This is a genomic window from Nonomuraea sp. NPDC004702 (genome assembly GCF_053601695.1).
The window spans coordinates 1-3,429 of the sequence record NZ_JBSGCE010000176.1; the positions used below are offsets into that span (position 1 = coordinate 1).

Annotated in this window: 2 protein-coding genes; one reads left to right on the top strand and one right to left on the bottom strand. The window is 71.1% G+C overall.

The features are described 5' to 3' along the window. Nucleotides 1–42: 42 nt before the first annotated feature. The gene (locus tag ACWEJ6_RS54490; protein WP_452433634.1) at nucleotides 43–1,047 is read right to left on the bottom strand and encodes a hypothetical protein; all 1,005 of its coding nucleotides are present in this window, start codon (nucleotides 1,045–1,047) and stop codon (nucleotides 43–45) included. Here ACWEJ6_RS54490 and ACWEJ6_RS54495 point away from each other — a divergent pair. Continuing rightward, complete coding sequence (locus ACWEJ6_RS54495) at nucleotides 991–2,388, top strand: hypothetical protein (RefSeq protein WP_452433635.1); 1,398 nt, start codon at nucleotides 991–993, stop codon at nucleotides 2,386–2,388. The genes ACWEJ6_RS54490 and ACWEJ6_RS54495 overlap by 57 nt on opposite strands. Nucleotides 2,389–3,429 lie beyond the last annotated feature (1,041 nt).

Sequence of the window (3,429 nt, forward strand, 5' to 3'; positions counted from 1 at the left end):
GCCGTACCCCTGATCATCAGGGGTACGGCGGAGCGGCAACACCTACTCGTCGTTCTTCTTCGGCCGGTCCTGAGCGGATTCGTCCGTCTCGACTTCCAGCACGTCACCGAAGTCCGGCTCGATGAACGCGGGCGTGATCCCCGGCGTCCCGGCCTCCGCCGGCTTCTCTTCCTCGCCACCGTCGGCGGGCTCGCCCGCCTCCGGCTCGACCGTCTCAGCAGCGACGGCGTCCTTCGGCTCGGCAGGCTCGACCGGCTCGGCAGGCCGCTCGGCGACCTCGGGCTCCAGGAGGTCGTCCGCCTCGGCCAGGGCCTCGTCGTCCTCTTCCTCCTCCTCGGCCAGCTTGCCCGCGTCGGCGGCGCCGGCGTCGTCGAAGTCGTCCTCGGAGTCGAGGTCTTCCTCGAAGTCCTCCTCGACGTCCTCGATGACGGCTCCGGTGAGCTCGGCGTAGCGCTCGGCCGCGTCCGTCTCGCCGTCCTCGTCGAAGGCCATCGCACGGGCGAACCAGTCGGTCGCCGCCTCTTGGTGCCCGGCGTCGGCCAGGGCGTCCGCATAGGCGAACGCGAGGCGCGCCGACCACGGCTTGGGCTGCGGGTCACGCAGCTCGGGCAGGCGCTGAAGGGTGATCACGGCCGCGTCCTGCTGGCCGAGGTCACGCCTGGCGCCCGACTCGACGATGGTCAGCTCGATGCGTCCGGCCCGGTCGAGGCGCTCGGCCTCCGGCGAACGTACGAGATCGATGGCCCGCTCCGGACGGCCCAGACCGCGCTCGCAGTCGGCCATGACCGGCAGGTACGCGTCGGACCCCGTCATCCTCCTGGCCGCACGCAGGTCGCTGAGCGCCTCGGAGAAGTGTCCGGCCCGGTAGGCGACGATGCCCGCAGCCTCGCGTACGACACCGATGCGAGCGGCGAACCGACGCGCCACCTTGGTGTGTTCGTGCGCCTTGTCGGGGTCGTCCTCCTCCAGGGCGCGCTCGGCGGCGACCAGGTGCCTGCCGACCAGGTCGGAGAGGTCACCGGGCAGCGAACGCAGCTCCTCGCGCACTTCCTTGTCGAGCTCTTCCGCGGTGATGTCCGGTGCCACCTCGGGCAGCCTCTCGCGCTGCGGGGCGTCGGAGTCGCGGTCCTCCCGGCCGTACCTGGCGCGGGTGCCACTGCCCGGACGCTCCCCGCGGTCGTCACGCGAGAACGGACGCGACTCACGGTAGCCGCCACCCTCGCGACGAGGCCCGTAGGAGTCGTCGCGACGCGGGCCACGGTCGTAGCCACCCTCGCGACGCGGCCCCCGGTCGAACCCCTCACGACGCTGCCCGCCGCCGCGGTCGTCACGGAACCCGCCCTCTCGACGCGGCCCCCCTTCGCGACGCGGCCCACGGTCACCGTAACCGCCGCCTTCACGACGCGGCCCACGCTCGAAGCCCTCACGGGGACCACGCTCGGAGCCCTCACCACGAGGACCACGGTCATAGCCTTCCCGGCGCGGGCCCCGGTCACCGAAGCGGTCGTCGCGGCGCTCGCCGTACCCGCCGCCCTCACGGCGCGGGCCCCGGTCGAAGCCTTCGCGACGCGGCCTGCGGTCGAAGCCTTCCCTGCGCGGACCGCGGTCAAAGCCCTCGCGACGCGGCCCACGGTCTCGGTCGAAACCCTCACGACGCGGCCCCTGCTCGAAGCCCTCACGGCGCGGGCCCCGGTCGAAGCCTTCCCGACGCGGCCCGCGGTCACCGTAGCCGCCGCCTTCACGGCGCGGCCCACGGTCACCGAAACCGCCGCCTTCACGACGCGGCCCACGGTCGCCATAGCCGCCGCCCTCACGCCGAGGTCCGCGGTCCTGGAAGGGACGACGCTCGTCGCCCTCACGACGCGGCCCGCGGTCGAAGCCCTCCCGGCGAGGACCACGGTCGAAACCCTCGCGGCGCGGACCGCGGTCACCGTAGCCACCGCCCTCACGGCGCGGCCCCCGGTCCTGGTACGGACGGCGGTCATCGCCCTCACGGCGCGGCCCACGGTCATCCCGGTCCCGGTAAGGAGGACGCTCGTCACCCTCACGACGCGGCCCGCGATCAAAGCCCTCCCGGCGAGGACCACGGTCGAAACCCTCACGACGCGGACCCCGGTCAAAACCTTCCCGACGCGGCCCGCGATCGCCGTACCGGCTCTCGCGACGCTCGCCGCCGCCGCCCTCGCGACGCTCGCCGTAGCTGCCCCCGCCTTCGCGGCGCTCACCGTAGCCGCCCTCGCGGCGGGGTCCGCGGTCGTCCCGGTCGCGGTAGGAGCGGCCCTCGTCCCGGAAACCGCCCTCGCGCCGCGGCGCACGCTCGTCGCGGGAACCCTCCCCGCTTCGGGGCGCTCTGTCCTCGCGGTTGTACGGCCGCGGCCGGCCCTCTGAACGGAACGGACGATCGCCACCGGAATCACGCCCGCGAGAGCCGTATCCGCCAGTCCTGCCGCCGCTGGAGCGCCTGTCCCCGTAGTCGCCGCGCCCGCGCTGTCCGCCGTCCGATCCGTTATCACTGTTCACTTCTGGTCCATTTCGTTGGCTCACTCAGCGGACTCACAACGGCGGTCCACCGTGGCTGGTCGCCGCCCGCCCTCGGGCCTTACGCGACGAAGGCCACCCGTGGGGGTGGCCCGCTCCCCCCAGCCTAGCAAGCCCCCGACCGTTAACGAGCCTCCAGCCACCCACGACGATCCCAGCTAAGACGCGGAGTGATCTCATAGCCGAAATCACGCAACACAAGAACAGGAAGGCATCCTCATCTACATCTGGCGGACGTTCTCGTGCACGTGTCTCCGGAGGCATTGGAGGAAGCCTCTGAACGATGAGTTCTCCGAGACACATCGCGGACGAGCCTGCGGCTTAGGGGTGGCTCCTCACAACTGCTGGGCGCCAGACGCCCCAAGAGGGGCTCTGCTCTGATGCGACCGATCCAGAAGGCGCCAGAACGACACCTAGCGCGCCGCTCCTGCCAGGAGAGGCGGCCGAGGAATTGCCGGTTCGACCGTGTACGCAGCAATTGGCTCACCGCCATCCCCCATGGCAGGCTCACGGGGCTTTATATGGCGTCGCGCCCGACCTCCAGGCGTCGGAACGGGAAGTCGCTGGGGTTGATGTGCTCGTATCCAACAGGGGGCAAGCCAGGTCCGGAGAGCGCGTCAGCACAGGGGGTCTCCTACAGCGCACCGCCCTGACAGGAAGCTCCGTGTTCGCGAGCCGGCCGACACGACACGACTGGTGGCCAGCCGCGTTTACACGGAACCGAACTCCCAAGGCCTACTGTGCTGCGCGCCACCTGAAGCTCTTCATCGGAAAACGTGCACAACGCAAAGAAGCCCCACACGATCCGTGTGGGGCTTCTTTGAAAGATTGTCCGGCGGTGACCTACTCTCCCACACCCTCCCGAGTGCAGTACCATCGGCGCAGAGAAGC